This window comes from Salicibibacter halophilus (assembly GCF_006740705.1).
GTDB classification, from domain to species: Bacteria; Bacillota; Bacilli; order Bacillales; family Marinococcaceae; genus Salicibibacter; species Salicibibacter halophilus.
Genome location: NZ_CP035485.1, coordinates 243009 through 258579, shown reverse-complemented (window position 1 = coordinate 258579; position 15571 = coordinate 243009). Strand labels below are relative to the sequence as shown.

Below are 15571 nucleotides of genomic sequence, written 5' to 3'. Positions count from 1 at the left end.
ATGCCCCGCTTCTTTATTCAACGTGCAATCCGGCAATGTCCGCATTTTCCCTGAGCATGTTAAGTTCTGCATCAACCGGGGTCAAATCCGGGTGCTCAGACGTAAGAAATTGCAACCTTTTCCTGTGTTTCTCCTCTTCTACTTTCCTCTTTTTTCGCGCATATTCTTTGATTTTATCCAACTGGCCGTTTTTGTCTTTCATTAACGATTCAGCTGCAACTTGAATGCGCTCGCGAACGTGTTCCTCCAATAAAGCAAATACATCTGTTTTCAAAGCGTCAAACTCGCCATCGTAAAAAAAGGACTTTTTCAGCTTACGCTTTTTTGCCATCGTTTGCAGTGATTCGGGCGGCATATGAAAGTCAACCTCTGTTCCCAAGTGAACATTCATGTCTTCGAGTGAACGTCCTTCCCCAAAAATCTGCACCATTTGTGCTGTTAACGACGCACGTATTTGGTCGGCCACCGCCTGCAGTTCTTTTTGCCACTCTTCTTCACATGCTTGCAGAAACTTTTCCAGCGCCTGATTTATCTGTTTTTCCCGTGCATGTTTATCTTTGCCGTTTACGGAAGCCACATGAATTTCCTTGGAAAAACGATCCGCAAAGGCCAACAACATTCGTCTCGTTGCATGCCCTTCCCAAACCTTAATTTCCCCGTCATCTGTTTCGAGGTGTTTCAGGTCTGCATGCTCTTTTTCCATGTAGGAGCGTTTTTCCTGTTCGGCCAACTTCTTTCGTTCTGCTAATGGCTGCTTTCCAATCGTTGCAACCGTATGAAGAGCATTGATTAACGTTTGCAATCGTTTGTTCATTTGCCGATGAGAGGTTACCTGCAAACGAGCAGCTTCTTCTGTTTCCAAATAATGCATAAAATTGGAAAACTGTTGGTCGCCGTCCGGAGCGAGGGACTTTTTACTCGAAAGGGATACCGTAACGCTGTCGTCACAGCCATTTTGTTTAAGTTGATCGTCCACGAAATTGATGACGTATTGCTTTTCGTGCTTATCTTTGGCCAGATCTGCCGCGTTGATCACCATGTAATGCGGCGCTTGAATCTCTTTCATTCGTTCAATAAACGATTGATCCGCCCGGGAAAAGGCATGATGATAATACGTGACGTACATAAACCGATCGGCTTTCTTTATTTTTTCAATCGCCATTCTCGTATGACGCTCGTTGACCGATTGAACGCCGGGAGTATCCACGAATGACCATCCTTTTGCTGTAATGTCCGAGCTAAAATACACCGTTGATTCTTCAATCAAACACGCGTGGTCTTCTTTCGCGGCAATTTCTTGCCAATCGTGAAGGTTCATGTCATAGGTTTTTCCGTAGTCATATTGTTCTTTTTTCACGGCTAATTGCAATGCACGCAAATACTCAAGCCGTTGTTTTTCCGCCAACGTATTTGTTTTTGCAATGGAAAGACCCTCGGCTTTTTTCAGCCGCGCTAAGTTAAACGTATAGCCGGATTCATAGGCAACTGCCTGAATTTCCTCATTCAACACGGCTTCAGATTTTATTTGGACGGATACATTGCCATGTGAATGCTTCTCATCCGGATGGCGAACCACGGTTAGCGACGCTGTCATCGGGTGGGGGATACCGGCATAATCTCTTCCTGAACAAGGGCATTTAAAAACGTTGATTTACCAGCGCTAAAAGCGCCCGCCATTACAAACATATAATCGCGTTGTTCCGCTTTTTTTAGGGTTGAATGCAAATGCTTTCGCTCGTCTTCCGCGTACGGCTGGCCCATATATTTTTCCACTGTCTCTCTTAGCCCTTGCCAATCGCCGAGCGGTAGTTGGTCTGCTTTTTGCGAATATTCCACGCTAGGGAACGTACGCGTTTCCTCGGGCAGCGGCTGGCTTCGTTCACTGACCTCCACGTCGGCTTGTAAGCCGTCCAGATCTGGTGAGCGTTGCAATAGTGCTTCTAGGTCTTCTTCCAAACGTTCATCGCCTTCTACCTCTTCAAGCGATGCTTTTACACGCGTGATTGCATGATCAACGGTTTTCAAACGTTCTTCATTTTCTGCTTCCAACGTTTCTATTTCCTGAAGCTTCTCTGCTTTTTCGGAAAGACGGAAACGTTCATCTTCTGTTTGTTTTTCAAAGTCAGCAATGATTTCCCTATATAAAGGCCAGACCGTATCCTTGACTTCTTTTAGCAACGCGTGATTCAAACGGGAAGCCAGCGTATAAACGTATTGCTCGTTTTTTACCCCATCGGCAACAAATGAGCGCAGCCAGCCGGCTTCCTCGGCACGGAACGGGATCTCTTGAACAGCTGCTTGCACATGGCGGGCAGTGGAGGAAGAAAGCGATTGTTTCTTAAAAAACTCGCTTAAGTACAGAAGCACTTCCGTATCCCAGCGTCGTTTCAATTCAGTGCTCAGCGCTTCTTCCCGCTTTTCTTGCTCGGCAGCCTTTTTCTTTTTCGATCCGAACATTCCAACCTTAAATGAAGGGTCTAATGATTCGATCCATGTTTTTGCCGATTCCATCAAGTCGTGGGGAAATAAATAGGTTTGCTTGAAAAATTCATCAAGCCGATGCCGCATATCCGCTTGCGCATCCCGGGTTTCTTCATCCAACTGCTTTAACCTTTCGCGGATTTGCACGAGCGATTGATGATCCCCGACAGAAAATCCGTTTGCCTGCAAAGAATCTTCAATTGCTTGTTCGCCCCGGGCGCGGTCCTGGTATAAACGTTCCAATAGCGCGGAAACGGCACTCCGCATCATCCGGGTTTGGGAGCGTTCTTTGAGCGATTCCGCATGAAAAAGAAGCGAACGAACGTCTTCGATCCAGTTGGCCAGTTCATTTTCAGGATGATCGAGCTCATGGCAGGATGTAAAATAAAGAGCGATGGGATCGATACCGAAACGCTGCAACATATCCCGCAAGCCATGTGAAAAAATAGAAAAAGGCAATTCGTTTTCGTCATGCTTGTCAATTTGATTGACGACTAGAATGATCGGTTTGTTTTCCCGTTGCATTTGCCGTAAAAAACGAAGGTTCGTTTCCGAACGTACATGATTATAATCCGTAATATAAATGATGGCATCTGTCGTTAACAATTCGGTCCCCGTGTAGTTTTCATGACTGTCATCGGTTGAATCTACCCCGGGGGTGTCAGCCAGCGTCACGCCCGCGGGCAAAAAAGGGAGCGGAAGCGAAAGCTGAACCTCCCGGATGCTCGTACCGTCGAGCGCGAAGGATTGCAATTTCTCCCAGGGGATGTGACCGGCAAAGACATGCCTCTCCCCATCATTTGTAATCGCCGTAAGACATGGATCGCCGGCAGCGATGGTCATAATGTTTGCTGTCGTCGGAATCGGGCTGGATGGCAAAAGATCCGCCCCCAGCAGATGGTTTAACAGCGTTGATTTTCCCGCGGAAAAATGCCCGCAAACGGCAACGGAAAACGGGGCATCGTAACTGAGCTTCCCATCAAGTTTTTCCAACCTTGCTTTTTCCGGTTCACCGAAGGGCAATGTTCGTTTTCGTTCTTCCAAAGGGCTGAGGGTTTCCGTCGTCACGCCTTTTCCTCCTCGTAAAGTGAAACTTCCATCAGAGGGTGGGTTTTCCCTCTGATGGTTAGTTGAACCAATCGGGGTGTTAGTCGCCCGTTAACTTCTGCTTACGGGGTTGAAGCGGAAGTTTTACGGGAGCTTACCACCGGGGTTAACAGCTTTCATTCGTTTTTGCCCTTCCCGGCATATGGAAAGCAATGGGCAATCCGGGCAAGATGGATTACGTGCTTTGCAATGATAGCGGCCAAAAAAAATGAGCAAATGATGGCTTTTCGACCATTTTTCTTCCGGAAGTTTTTCCATAAGTGTTTTTTCTACTTGCAGGACACTGTCTTTCCACCGGGAAATGCCAAGTCGTTTCGATACTCGTTCCACGTGTGTATCCACAGCGATTGCAGGAAGATCAAAAGCCACCGATGCCACTACATTCGCGGTTTTGCGCCCGACGCCCGCGAGTTCCATTAATGAATCACGGTCCGCGGGCACTTTGCCATTGTGTTGCGTTAGAAGGGAGTGGCTCATTTTTTTCAAGTTCTTTGCTTTGTTTCTGTAAAGCCCGATCGAGCGAATCGCTTCTTCCAGCTTTTCTTGGGAACTGGCGCCAATATCTTCGGGTCCTTTGTATTTTTCAAATAAACCCGGCGTCACTTTGTTGACGAGGGCATCGGTACATTGGGCAGACAAGATGACAGCCACGAGCAATTCAAAAGCGTTCCGGTGCCAAAGCTCACATTTGGCTTCCGGAAACATCTCTTCCATCGTTTCAATGGCGTACACGGTGTTTCTTTTCGACAACATGCTTTTCAAGCCTCATTTCGCCGCCTAATCAGCTTCCAGCCAATTGTAGTTTGGATACGGTTGGGCCGGTTGTTCAGCCGTTCCTTTGCCTCTTTGCTTTTGCCGGAATTTTTCACTGAAAGCATCTGCTTCTTCCGGGGTTTTGATGCCATTTTTTTGCCATTCGAAAAGGATGCGGTCAATATAACGCAAATTTAATTTGCCTGATATTACAGCTTCACGCAATGCTGCCCGCATTAATGGATACGTGTAGTGGTCCTGGTCCACCCACATGGCCAGCGTCTCCCCTTCCATAGGCGAAAGCGGGCGGCCAAATTCATTTTCGAACAACCGGTACAGTTCCCCGGCATCTAAATCGCTTTTATTCTTTTCCGGCGCTTGTTCTGCTTCTAGATAAGCAAAAACTTTGTCGTAAAAAGGGCCTAAACTATACTTTTCATACATCAAACCGTTATCATCTTCTTTTTGTTCGAGGCGAAGAACTCCACGTTTTAACAACCTTCCGATTGCTTCTTGACAAGTGTTGACGGTTAATGTCATTTTTTGTGCCAATTGTTCCGGCGTTGGGAATGTATGGCCTTGCTGGATAAAACGGTGGATGTGCAACAGCAACATCATATCTTTCTCATCTATGCCAAGCGCATCGTAATAATCAAGAAATACGGCTGGAATCGATACATGACCTTGTTCCAAAAGCTTGATCATAACGTCTCGTTCCATGCGTATTCTCCTTCCGTTTGGTTACTTTCTTACTTGCCAAAAAGACGGCATGTTTGCACACGTTATGCCGCCTCGCCCGGAGACCATTTTTAGGACGTTGTGCGATTGATAAATCGTTCGATCCGCTCTAAAGCATCCGTGATTAACGAAAGGGAGGTCGCATAGGATAAACGCACATTGTCAGGAGCGCCAAATCCTGCTCCGGGAACAATAGCCACTTGCTCTTGCTCCAGAAGAGCGGCTGCCCAATCGTCTACAGAGGCGAAGCCGCCGGCTTCCGATGCTTCTTTTACATTCGGGAATAAATAAAATGCGCCTTTCGGTTTCATGCAACTGACACCCGGGAGTTGGATGAGTTGTTCATATGCCCGGTTTAGCCGATCTTCAAACGCTTGCCTCATCTCTTCAACGGGGGCTTGCTCCGCGTTATAAGCGGCAATTGCGCCATATTGGGCCGGTGTTGTCGGATTTGACGTGGAATGACTCGCCAAGTTGCTCATTGCCTGAATGATTTCCTTATCCCCCGCAGCGTAGCCAATCCGCCATCCTGTCATGGAATACGACTTTGATACACCGTTTACGATAATCGTACGCGCTTTTAAATCTTCCGAAAGCGTGGCGATGGAATAATGTTTTGCATCCCCATAGATCAGTTTTTCGTAAATTTCATCCGAAACGATGAGGATATCATGCTCAGCCGCCACTTCGCCGATGGCTTGCAGTTCATCCCTTGTATACATTCCTCCGGTCGGGTTGCTCGGAGAATTGACAATCAAAGCCTTCGTTCGCGGGGTTATCGCGTTCGTTAATGCTTCTCTTGTCATCTTGAAGTCATTCTCTTCTTTTGTCTGCAAAATGACAGGTGTTCCGCCGGCAAGTTTAATTTGTTCGGGATAGCTCACCCAAAAGGGAGCGGGGACAATCACTTCATCCCCCTCGTCCAACAGCGTCTGAAAAATGGTATACAACGCGTGCTTGGCTCCTGAAGATACCATGATTTCCTCTTGTATGTAGGTGAGGCCCTGGTCTCTTTTAAATTTATCCATAATTGCTTCTTTCAGGGTAGGCAACCCCCCGGACGGCGTATATTTTGTCTCTCCTTCTTGCATGGAAAGGGTGGCTGCTTCAATGATGTGTTCAGGGGTGTTAAAGTCAGGCTCTCCCGCGCCCAATCCGATGACATCATGCCCCGCCGCTTTCAATGCTTTCGCTTTTGCAGTGATGGCCAATGTTGATGATGGAGTGATTGTTTGCACTCGTTTTGACAGTTTCATGTTGTTCCTCCTTTAAAAGCTCAGTTGCGCTAATGCCGGCATTTTCGCTATGAGATGGACCTAGCCCGGCTTCTTTGTTTAAAGTGTACGAAATGACAAGTTGAACTGCAACACCCGAAAAAGGGCGTTGGGACTGCTGTATGCCTTTCAGGCTTCATCGTTTCCGGGCAGGCGGTATCGTTTGAATGATTCTCCTTCTTCCGCTGTATAATAGTCATAATAAAGGCTGCCGTCTGCACCCGTATAGACGAGTTCATAGACGATTTCCTCTTCTTCGTAACCAATCCGGATATCTCGAACATCGATCTCTCCAAGTTCGTTACGAGCTTCATCGATTACCGTCTCTTCATCCGTTACATCGTCGAGGGGCGCGCGTCCGAGTTGTTCATATTCGTCATCATAAAACCAGTAATATTGCTCGCCGTCTGTTTCTGTTACCGTGGCTACATAAATCGTTTCCATCCCGAAGAATAAATGAAAATCATCAAAAGTTCCCGCGTCTTCATCCTCCAATACAAAGGATGCAACTGCTTCCTTTTGTTCTTCTTTCGGAGTCTCAATGCTTTGATAAAACCCAAATACACCCAGCCCCAGTAAAAGAACCAGGATAACAGCTCCTAAAATAACCCAACTCCGCATCACACGCCTCCTTTTGCTCGATCTTTGCGCACCTATCCCGATGCATCCAACTTAACCAAACGAGGCACGGACTTGCTCCTTTGCCGACATTTTCTTAGTAATAACCGTCCTTCTGTTGAACATACTAAGACTGCTCTCTATTGGGAGAAACAAAAAATACGCCCGCACACGAAAGGCTGTTCCAAAACAGCCTTTCTTTTTATTTCTCCTCCAATTTAACGGGAGGCAGCAAGCAACGCTGACGTTTCCATAGCATCATGGCGAATTTTTTCCTCATCCATGGTAAGAAGCTTGCGATCACGCATAAGCGGCCGCCCTTCGACGAAAACGTCCGTTACATCCCGCCCTGAAGCGGAATAAACCAATGTGCCGTGATTGATCCGAGGGACTATGTGTGCTTGGTCGCTGTCGATAAGAATAAAATCGGCGTCATAACCCTCTTCCAGTAACCCCGTGTTGGAAAAGCCCAGTGTGTTTGCGCCGTTCACAGTCGCCATTTCCAAAATTGTTCGCGCGTTTGTCGCGTTGGCGTTTTCTGCCACGCCCTTATGAACCATCGCTGCTTGCCGCATTTCATCAAACAGATCCAATGTGTTATTCGAAGCGGCACTGTCCGTGCCGAGGGAAACGGGAATACGGTGATGCAACAGTTCGGGCAACGGCGCGATCCCTGAACCTAATTTCAGATTGCTTTGTGGATTATGGGAGACGTGAACGCCGTTTTGTTTCAAGCCTGTCATTTCCGAATCGTTGATATGGACGGCATGTACAGCGAGAGAACCTTCCGTCAGAATTCCCGATTCCAAAAGGTGGGCGACAGGCGGCATGCCGTGCTTCGCTTCGTGCTCATCCACTTCCTTTCGTGTTTCGGCAATGTGAATGTGCAAAGGCAATGATGCTCCATCCGCTTTTGCTTTTGCGTCTTGCAAAAAGTCAAGTGGGCACGTATAAGGGGCATGAGGGAAAACAGCGCCCCGCAGGCGCCCGCTCGCGGAAGTTTGGCATGATTTCGCGTAATCAATGGCTGTTTTAAGCTTTTCCCGTTGCTCTTGTTTTGTGCCACAAGCGATCATCCCGCGGGCGAGGGAAGCTTTCATGCCAGATTCCTCTCCCAACAACGCCGCGTTTTCCCGATTAAGATGGTACATATCGGCAAAACAAGTCGTGCCGGAGCGAATCATCTCAACGATCGCGAGGGCTGTTCCGACAGTTGCACTTTCATCATCCAATGCAGCCTCAGCGGGCCAAATTTTTTCTTTTAACCAACGCTCTAGCGGCAAATCATCACTGATCCCTCTAAGCAATGTCATAGGTGTATGGCCGTGGGTGTTGACCAGCCCGGGCATAAGGATTTTCTTCCGGCCATCCAATCGCTCCCAGCCGGCTTCAGAAGGCGGGTTTCCCTCCCCGACAGCAACAATCTGTTTGTCTTTCACCTTGATGTATCCTTCGGGGATCATCCGTACCGCATCAATGATCGCTACATTCGTTACTACGTATGGGCGTGTCATCTGATGTCGTCCCCCTGGCGATAAAATTCCTCGGCACGCGCGAGCAGTTCTTCCGAAGGTGCGAACAAACTCGGCACGGTCGGCAAAGAACGCAAAAACACCTTCCCATAACGGGCCTGAATCAGGCGCTTGTCTAAAACAAAGACAAGGCCGCGGTCCCTTTTGGTGCGAATCAAACGCCCAAACCCCTGTTTAAAACGGAGGACCGCCCGCGGCAAAGCAAGCCGGCTAAATGCACTGCCCCCGTTCGCTTCGATTTGTTTTGATTTCGCCATGTATACCGGATCATCCGGCGGTGCAAAAGGCAATCGCACGATCACAAGCGCCCGTACGTCTTCCCCCGGCAAATCGATGCCTTCCCAGAACGTCGTTGTCCCCATCAACATCGATCGCTCATGGCTGCGGAACTGCTTCACAAGTTTGGAACGGTTATCCCCACTCACTCCTTGTGCAAAAAGGGAATAATTCAAATCCTGCATATGCGGTTTCATCAGCTTGGCTACGCCCTTCACCATTTGATGGGAAGTAAACAGGACGAGCATCCGGCCATTGACACGAAACGTGAGAGCGCGAAGAAATTGAGCCACTGCTTCCGTGAAACGTTCTTCTCCATCCAAACGGATCTCCGGAAAATCCTCCGGGACAAGCAACTGCGCTTGCTTCTCATACTGAAAAGGAGAAGGAAGTTGCAAACATTCCGGTCGCGCGTCCGTTAATCCGAGTTGGTCGATCGTATATTGAAAAGACTCCTTCACAGTAAGCGTCGCCGAAGTGAGAACAATGCTTTTCGCGTTAGTGAAAAAATCCTCGGCGAGTTGCTCGCTGATATTAATCGGCCTGCGATACAACCGTAAACGGTCCGGCCGTTGATTGGCATCGCTTTCTGCCCAATACACTTGATTTTTTTCTTCGGATGTTAGCAATGATGCCAGTATCGTTTGCGCCTCTTCCAAATCGTTGCAGAGGGTGTCTAATTTTTGCAGCAACGTTTCTTCCGGGGGTGTGAGTGCCTCTTTTTTCACGGCATGGACGAAGGATCGCCAGGCACGGATGACATCCCTTCCGCTTGCCTCCACCCGCTTCCATACATCAAAGACATGGGTATCGACCACTTCTTCTGGGATATATACTTCACTTTTTTTCCATTTGCGTTTGTCTTTTTGTACAATTGCCGTTTGCAAGGCAGTAAACAATTGATTCCATTCATGATGCAATGAATGCAGCTCCTGTTTTCGCTCGTTCAACCAATCGGCAGAAACCGCGGTTGGATGGGTATCAATGAACACGGAAATATTGGCGAATAATCCTGCGTGTTCTTGTACGCCAAACTGATTATGCAAACGCATGAAGTGTTGGTAACTTATGCTGGCTCCCAAGTGACGGCCGGCAGCTTCTTCCAAATGATGGGCTTCATCTACGATTAAATACTCATAGGCTGGGAGAGTGCGCGTACCGTGAAAATGATCGGTGAACAAAAGGGCATGATTCGTAATAATGATGTCGGCCTGCCTGGCGTTATTCTTTGCCCGCGGATAATAACAACGGGAAAAATAAGTGCAATTCGAACGTGTGCAAGACTCCTGGTCACTTTTTAATTCCTCCCACAAGGCATATCCCCCGTTAGGCAAATTAAGCTCCTCCACGTCCCCTGTTTCCGTCTCTGTCAGCCAAATCAGAAGTTGAGCGGCACTTAGATGCTCGTCGTAAGATGCTTGTCTTGCCCCTCTGATCTCTTCCAAAAAAAGTGCAAATTTTTGCAAGCATAAATAATGGCCGCGCCCCTTTAGTACTGTCGCTTCCATCGGCAGCCCCAATCCTTTTTCCAATAAGGGCACATCCCGATCTTTAATTTGTTGTTGCAAAGCAACGGTTTCCGTCGCAATGACGACCGGGGCATTTTTCTCCCTGCTTTTGAAAATGGCAGGATACAAGTAAGCAAGGGTTTTCCCGGTACCGGTTGCCGCCTCAACGATAAGGTGCTTTCCTGCGGAAAAACAAGCATGGACGTTATCGGCCATCTCCACTTGGCCGCCGCGATGTTCAAAAGAAGCGGAAACACTTGCAAGCGCACCGTCCATCCCGAAAAAATGCTCGGCATTAAATGCGATTGGCGCTTTAGGGTCCATTCGAGCCTCTTTTTGTTTTTTCAAGGCAAACGCTTGATAAATATCATAAGTGCTGTCATTTTTGTAATGTCGGGTTCTCGCTGTTTTCATCGCCTCGTACACGCATAAATGCAAACCGCTGAACATATCGGTAGTGCAGGCTTCCAGCTGTTGCAACGTAACATGCGGCAATGCATGAAGTTTTTGCAGCATCAGGAGCAAAAGTTCGCCCGTAACTTCGGCATCACTTCCGGCGCGATGGGGATTCTTGTGCGCTAAGCTGAAGTGGTCCGCTAATGATGTTAACCGGTATCCGTCAAGGGTGGGATAAAGCATGCGCGCCATTTCCACCGTATCCAACATCGGACCTTGAAACGCATCATATCCTGCGCGGGCGAGCTCATTATTCAAAAATTGTAAATCAAAATCAATATGATGGGCAACCAGACAAGCGCCATCCAAATCGCTTAAAATATCGGGCGCCAACTCCGAAAATGACGGAGCGTCAAGGAGATCATCCTTTGTGATGCCTGTAAGCCGACTCACAAATGCGGGAATTTCCCGATCACAGGAGACAAAAGAAGAGAACCTATTCGTGATGCCATCGGCGCGCACGACGGCCAGGCCGATTTCGATCATCCGATCTCCGTCCTGTGGACGATTCCCTGTTGTTTCCACGTCGATCACGACAAATTTATTAGAATTATCTATGGTCATGGCATTAATCACATCAATCTTCGCTATTCAATCTAACGTTTATTTTACCATAAACGATCATCATCGTCATACCGACTGTACTTCCTGTACGAATGCTTCCCATTCGCAAATTCGGTTACGGCCGCTTAAAAATAACATTGTCAATAAAACGCGCCTGCGAATATCGAACGGCAGCGGCGAGAATAAGCTGTTCATCAGTATTATTTTCGTGCAACGGTTCCAGGCCCGGGTATGTCCAAAGCTCCACATAATCGATGGAAGCAGTGATACGTTCCGAGAGTTTGGCAAAAGTCTCATGCTCAACATTCAGCGGGTTTTCGTTCTGGTGGCGGATCCTTTCATAGCCTTCTTGTAGGGTTTTATATAAAAGCGGTGCTTCCTTTCGTTCATCATCGCGTAAAAATACGTTCCGCGAGGAAAGCGCCAAGCCATCTTCTTCTCGAACCGTTTCACCGCCCACAACTTCAACGTCCAAGTGTAAATCCTCACACATTCGCGTTAAAATCGCGAGCTGCTGGCCGTCTTTTTTTCCAAAATAAGCAGCGTGCGGCCGAACCAGTTGCAAAAATTTCATCACTACGGTTGCCATGCCGTCAAAATGACCGGAGCGATGACGGCCGCAAAGCCGTTCGCTCATTTGGCCTACCTTAACGGTTACGGCCGGCTCACGGGCATAAATATCTTCCACTGCCGGCAGCCAAAGGACGTCGACTCCTGCTGCCTTAGCTTTTTCAATATCCTTTTCTTCCTGTCGCGGATAATGTTCAAAATCCTCCCCTTCCCCGAACTGTAAGGGGTTAACGAAAACCGTCATGACCACTTGATCATGATCGGCGTTTGCTTGCTCCGCCAATTGCAGATGCCCTTGATGCAACGCCCCCATTGTCGGAACGAGGGCAATGGAGCCGTAACCCTCCATTCGCGCACGACCGTCCAACCATTCTTGTTTCGTTCGGCAAATAAGCATGATCGTTCCTCCTCTAGCCTTCAACCGCTCCGGGGTTATTCCAAATCGCCGCTATAAATCAAATGGATCTTTCCGTCTTGATCTTTTAATTGCAAGACGCCTTCACGGTTGATGCCTAACATATGCCCGACAACGGTTTGGTTGCCCTGCATGGCCTTGACCGGCTGCGTATAAAGGGCCGCATAAGATTCCCACGCCTCGCGAATGTCAGCAAATCCGTTTTCAATCCAAGCGTCATACCATTTTTCAAATGAAATAAACAGGGCTTGCAAGATTTGTGCCCGTGGCCATTCTTTCCCGCTTTCCGCGTATAATGACGTTGCTTTTTCCTGGAGATCTTCGTGGAAGTGGGTTTGTTTTTGATTAATATTTAATCCGATCCCGACGATCATCATTTGCATTTTGTCCGCTTCCGCCTGCATTTCCGTCAAAATGCCCGAAACTTTTCGGTCATTAATATAAATGTCATTTGGCCATTTGATTTGCACGGGAAGTTGAGTCGTCTGTTGCAATGTTTCGGCTACAGCAACCGCTGTCACTAATGTTAACTGCGGTGCTTCTCGGAGCGAAATGTCCGGTTTGACAACAATGGATACACTGATGCTTGTCTGCTCCGGGGATTGCCACGGCCGTTCCATCCTTCCCTTTCCCCCTGTTTGTTCACTGGCAACGACCGCCGTTCCATGGGCGGTCCCTTCCCGGTATGCTTCTTTGGCAAGCGTCTGGGTAGAGGTTACTTTTGGTTTAAATAAGGTTGTCTGTCCTATGCTTTTTGTCGGTAAACCGGCTTTGATTTCAGCTTGGCTTAATGCTTCCGGACGTTCTTTCAATTGATAGCCTTTACGGGGAACGGCTTCAATGACATAACCTTCTTCGCGCAAATTCTCCATATGCTTCCATACTGCAGTTCGACTAACGCCCAAACGGTCGCTTAATTGCTGCCCGGAAACATACGCATCCTTCATTTCCGTTAACACTTGTAACAGATTATGTTTCATACAAACGCTCCTTTGCCCAAGTAAGTAACGGGTCTCGCTCATTTTTCACTTGAGTGTCGATCACGGCCATTTCCAACGCATGCAACATATCTCCAAGCCATGGACCCGGTTCGCGATGGATATGGGCGCTGATTTCCAGCGGGGAAACAGCCAAATCACGCCGGCTTTGGATCGGCAATTCGGCTAATAGCCTTCTGACATGCATTTCTCCTCCGGGAACTGAGCCGGAGAGAGCATGGGCTGTTTTTTCCGCATCCCCAGCTGTCTTCTCACCGGCCTCATAAAGGCTTCGCCGGTCCCAGGGGACCCTCAGCCGTTTTTCCGTATAAAAAAACAATCGGTCCACTTGTTTTGCCACTGCTTTTGACAACCGCCATTTTTGCAAATGGCTACGTACATTTTTCTCTCCGAGCTGATAGAAAAATACCACCCATTTTTCAATAAGCGTATCAACTTTATTCAAAGGCGAAAACACGGGGTTTTTATGGACGCTTGTAGCATCCGGGCATAACTTCGAAAGGATTCCTTGTTCGCCCAGCCATTCTACCCCATAAGCGGGATCGCGGCTGTGCAACAAGCGGTTCATTTCTTCGCCGATTCTTTCTGAAGCGACCGTATTTAAGCGATCACGCTGTGCATGGCAAGCTTCTGTCAGCCCCGAATCCGCCGTGAAGTGATATTCAGCCATCAGGCGGGCTGCACGCAGCATGCGCAAAGGATCCAACCGGATCGAATCCTCGTGGACGAGTCGAAGCACTCGGTGTTCGATATCCTTCTTCCCATGAAAAGGATCGACCCAATCTCCCCTTTCATTTAACGCTATGGCGTTAACGGTAAAATCTCTATCTCTTAAATTTTCCATCAGCGACTGCGAATGTAATCCACTAATTTCGACGCGTACATCATTCTTCTTCATAGAAAGAAGCGGGATACCCGTGCAAATGATCGCCGCGCTTGGAAATATGCCCCCCAGTTCACGCATCGTTGCCGATGTGACAATATCCATGTCCACGAATGCTTCTTTTAAAACCCAATCGCGAAGAGCCCCTCCGACTATATACGCTTCATGTCCATAGCTGTTTAAGGTTGCCAGCAGGGCAAACCCCACCTGCCATTCATTGCTTTTGTTCATGGTGTTCATGCAACTCCAGCATTTCTGCGTAAAGGTTTTCATAATTAGCGACGATCGTCTCACTGTTAAATGCCGAGAACGCGCGTGCCCTCGCGGCATCAGCCATGCGACGATGCATCGCTTGATCATTAAGAACCGAGAGCGCTGCTCTTGCGGCAGCTTGATAATCGTAAACCGGGCAAATAATCCCTGTTTCCCCGTCACTGATCACCTCGGGGAGGCCTCCGATATTTGTGCCGATAACCGGCACACCCACTGCCATTGCTTCCAATGCCGTGAGTCCGAAACTTTCCTTTTCCGAAAGCAAAAGCATAACATCGGCAAGGGATACCAATTCATAAATTCGGCTCTGATTGCCTAGAAATAAGACATCGTCATAGAGGCCTTTCGCTTCGACAAGTTTTTCAATCGAATGCCGTTCCTGGCCATCACCAATCAGAAGCAGCTTGCTGGCTTTTTCTTTTCGGATGAGGCAAAAGGCCTGAATGACATCTTCCACCCTTTTAACAGGACGAAAATTAGACATATGTACGATCACGTCTTCATCGTCCTTGATCCCGTACCATCGGCGTAATGCATGTTGATTGGCAGGCACGGAAATGCGGGGCGGAACAAAATTATAAATCGGTTCCATATGCCTTGAAATGTCCAGTTGATCCCTCGTTTGGTTAACGAGAAAACGGGACACGGCCGTAACCTTATCCGAGCGGTTAATGCCATAACGGATAATATTCTGTAAGGACGGATCATGGGCAAGCACGGTAATATCCGTCCCATGAAGCGTCGTCATCACTTTTACGTCCCCGCCGCTCATATCTTTGGCAAGAGCAGCAGAAACAGCATGAGGAACGGCATAATGGACATGCAAAAGATCCAATCCATGCTTTTCGGTAACCTCCGCCATTTTACTGGCCAATGTCAAATCATACGGGGGATAGCGAAATATCTGATATTGGTTCACTTCTACTTCATGAAAATAAATGTTCGCATAAGCGCGTTCCAATCGAAAAGGTAAGCTGGACGTTATAAAATGGATCTCGTGCCCCTTTTCCGCCAGGCGTTTACCAAGTTCGGTTGCTACGACACCGGAACCGCCAACGGTGGGATAACATGTGATCCCGATTTTTAAAGTTCTCATAGTAAAACGGCTGGGGAACCCGCCCTCCT

The 15571-nt window shown here is 48.0% G+C and carries 12 protein-coding genes; all 12 read right to left on the bottom strand.

The features are described from left to right. Positions 1–13 precede the first annotated feature (13 nt). The gene (locus EPH95_RS19750; protein ID WP_142086682.1) at positions 14–1594 is read right to left on the bottom strand and encodes a dynamin family protein; all 1581 of its coding nucleotides are present in this window, start codon (positions 1592–1594) and stop codon (positions 14–16) included. Continuing rightward, positions 1591–3549 (bottom strand): dynamin family protein, encoded by a 1959-nt coding sequence (locus tag EPH95_RS19745; RefSeq protein WP_160141537.1) that lies wholly within the window; start codon positions 3547–3549, stop codon positions 1591–1593. Before EPH95_RS19745 ends, EPH95_RS19750 begins: the two co-directional genes overlap by 4 nt. Positions 3550–3672: 123 nt before the next feature. Further along, the gene (nth, locus tag EPH95_RS01365; protein WP_142086678.1) at positions 3673–4341 is read right to left on the bottom strand and encodes an endonuclease III; all 669 of its coding nucleotides are present in this window, start codon (positions 4339–4341) and stop codon (positions 3673–3675) included. Positions 4342–4365: 24 nt separating this feature from the next. Continuing rightward, the gene (locus EPH95_RS01360; protein WP_142086676.1) at positions 4366–5061 is read right to left on the bottom strand and encodes a DnaD domain-containing protein; all 696 of its coding nucleotides are present in this window, start codon (positions 5059–5061) and stop codon (positions 4366–4368) included. Positions 5062–5150: 89 nt separating this feature from the next. After that, the gene (locus EPH95_RS01355; RefSeq protein ID WP_142086674.1) at positions 5151–6335 is read right to left on the bottom strand and encodes a pyridoxal phosphate-dependent aminotransferase; all 1185 of its coding nucleotides are present in this window, start codon (positions 6333–6335) and stop codon (positions 5151–5153) included. A gap of 147 nt (positions 6336–6482) precedes the next feature. Continuing rightward, entirely contained in the window at positions 6483–6974 is a 492-nt protein-coding gene (locus EPH95_RS01350) for a hypothetical protein (RefSeq protein WP_142086672.1), read from the bottom strand. A gap of 215 nt (positions 6975–7189) precedes the next feature. Continuing rightward, positions 7190–8485: an amidohydrolase gene (locus EPH95_RS01345; protein WP_142086670.1), complete on the bottom strand. Its 1296-nt coding sequence runs from the start codon at positions 8483–8485 to the stop codon at positions 7190–7192. Further along, the gene (gene dinG, locus EPH95_RS01340; protein WP_142086669.1) at positions 8482–11307 is read right to left on the bottom strand and encodes an ATP-dependent DNA helicase DinG; all 2826 of its coding nucleotides are present in this window, start codon (positions 11305–11307) and stop codon (positions 8482–8484) included. The genes EPH95_RS01345 and dinG overlap by 4 nt, the downstream gene beginning before the upstream one ends. 115 nt (positions 11308–11422) lie before the next feature. Then, on the bottom strand, positions 11423–12274 hold the full coding sequence (gene panC, locus EPH95_RS01335; protein WP_142086667.1) for a pantoate--beta-alanine ligase: 852 nt from the start codon (positions 12272–12274) through the stop codon (positions 11423–11425). A 35-nt stretch (positions 12275–12309) separates the two neighbouring features. Beyond that, positions 12310–13272 (bottom strand): biotin--[acetyl-CoA-carboxylase] ligase, encoded by a 963-nt coding sequence (locus tag EPH95_RS01330; protein ID WP_142086665.1) that lies wholly within the window; start codon positions 13270–13272, stop codon positions 12310–12312. Further along, positions 13262–14404 carry a tRNA nucleotidyltransferase/poly(A) polymerase-related protein gene (locus EPH95_RS01325; RefSeq protein WP_227004000.1) on the bottom strand — a complete coding sequence of 381 codons (1143 nt, stop codon included), beginning with the start codon at positions 14402–14404 and terminating at the stop codon, positions 13262–13264. Before EPH95_RS01325 ends, EPH95_RS01330 begins: the two co-directional genes overlap by 11 nt. After that, positions 14388–15542 carry an N-acetyl-alpha-D-glucosaminyl L-malate synthase BshA gene (gene bshA / locus EPH95_RS01320; RefSeq protein WP_142086661.1) on the bottom strand — a complete coding sequence of 385 codons (1155 nt, stop codon included), beginning with the start codon at positions 15540–15542 and terminating at the stop codon, positions 14388–14390. Before bshA ends, EPH95_RS01325 begins: the two co-directional genes overlap by 17 nt. Between the last annotated feature and the right edge of the window lie 29 nt (positions 15543–15571).

Bases quoted from the DNA above. Each gene is read 5' to 3' on its own strand.
- EPH95_RS01330 (WP_142086665.1), bottom strand. From the start codon at position 13,272: ATGAAACATAATCTGTTACAAGTGTTAACGGAAATGAAGGATGCGTAT.
- nth (WP_142086678.1), bottom strand. From the start codon at position 4,341: ATGTTGTCGAAAAGAAACACCGTGTACGCCATTGAAACGATGGAAGAG.
- EPH95_RS01355 (WP_142086674.1), bottom strand. From the start codon at position 6,335: ATGAAACTGTCAAAACGAGTGCAAACAATCACTCCATCATCAACATTG.
- EPH95_RS01325 (WP_227004000.1), bottom strand. From the start codon at position 14,404: ATGAACAAAAGCAATGAATGGCAGGTGGGGTTTGCCCTGCTGGCAACC.
- dinG (WP_142086669.1), bottom strand. From the start codon at position 11,307: ATGACCATAGATAATTCTAATAAATTTGTCGTGATCGACGTGGAAACA.
- EPH95_RS01360 (WP_142086676.1), bottom strand. From the start codon at position 5,061: ATGGAACGAGACGTTATGATCAAGCTTTTGGAACAAGGTCATGTATCG.
- panC (WP_142086667.1), bottom strand. From the start codon at position 12,274: ATGCTTATTTGCCGAACGAAACAAGAATGGTTGGACGGTCGTGCGCGA.
- bshA (WP_142086661.1), bottom strand. From the start codon at position 15,542: ATGAGAACTTTAAAAATCGGGATCACATGTTATCCCACCGTTGGCGGT.
- EPH95_RS19750 (WP_142086682.1), bottom strand. From the start codon at position 1,594: ATGACAGCGTCGCTAACCGTGGTTCGCCATCCGGATGAGAAGCATTCA.
- EPH95_RS01350 (WP_142086672.1), bottom strand. From the start codon at position 6,974: ATGCGGAGTTGGGTTATTTTAGGAGCTGTTATCCTGGTTCTTTTACTG.
- EPH95_RS01345 (WP_142086670.1), bottom strand. From the start codon at position 8,485: ATGACACGCCCATACGTAGTAACGAATGTAGCGATCATTGATGCGGTA.